Origin of the sequence: Bartonella sp. TT29SHDZB (genome assembly GCF_042193395.1) — a bacterium.
Taxonomy (GTDB): Bacteria; Pseudomonadota; Alphaproteobacteria; order Rhizobiales; family Rhizobiaceae; genus Bartonella.
Genome location: NZ_JBHILQ010000113.1, coordinates 1 through 919, shown reverse-complemented (window position 1 = coordinate 919; position 919 = coordinate 1). Strand labels below are relative to the sequence as shown.

At 40.5% G+C, this 919-nt stretch carries 2 protein-coding genes; both read right to left on the bottom strand.

From position 1 onward, the window contains the following. Window positions 1-764, bottom strand: a 764-nt coding sequence (locus ACFIJJ_RS09895) for a major capsid protein (protein WP_375646822.1), incomplete at its 3' end; no start/stop codon positions are given. Window positions 765-776: 12 nt separating this feature from the next. Next, window positions 777-919: head decoration protein (locus ACFIJJ_RS09890; protein WP_375646824.1), on the bottom strand; the 143-nt coding region annotated here is incomplete at its 5' end.

Below are 919 nucleotides of genomic sequence, written 5' to 3'. Positions count from 1 at the left end.
GCAAAGTCAAAACTACCAAAGCTCCCAGAGCCAATCGAACTTGGTGTTGCAACACCTCCGGCGCTATTGAGTGTCTGTGCTAAGGCTGTGTTTAAATAGGTCTCACGAATTGTTTTATGGTTTTTCAATTTGGAGAAAAATTCATTTCCACAAAGCCCAATAATGCGTGAACGATCAGAAAACGCTCCCTTTGAAGCTTCAATCATCCTCATAATGACTTGATCAACATGGTCCGCAACATTGGTTGTCTCATTATTTAATTTAAAATCAATCGGCTTTGGTGGTGCGATTTCCCATTCCTTGTACCAATCGACAATAACAGAGCCATCAGCATCAAGGACAACACCTTGAACAGCGCCAAGTTGCATATTTTCCCATGTCAATTCTATTTCAGAAATCAGTTTCTTTTGTTTTCTGGCAATATATTTCATTGCTGTCTCTAACTGATCTTCTGTCCCAAATTCACGACGGTTCTGGATTTCTTCTGATTTTACGGTATCACTTTTGGCAATCCGTGTTGTTTTGAAAAACCGAAGATTACGACCCTCTCTATCACCTTCTGTCAAAGGTGCGCCACGTTCACTGGTTTGAATAAGCGAAAATGTATTATCACGCCGTTCAATACCAACCACTGTGGTACTGGTTTCAACTTCTTCAAAAAGATTAAGAGAGCTTACAAGACCAGGTTGAAACTCATAGTTTTCGATGGCTTTCATCATTGTGATGCTTGAGAAAGCATCATGTTTAAAAAAATTCATATCCATGTGTGCATTCTCCTATCGCAATAGAATGTTGTTATGGTCTTCGAGAGACTGAATGGCAGCACTTTTTTGTTCATCCGTGATGGCATCTGGCCATAGCAGTTCAGAAGCTTTTACAGTGCATAAGCGTGCTGTAATCACGGCACGTTGATCTGCTT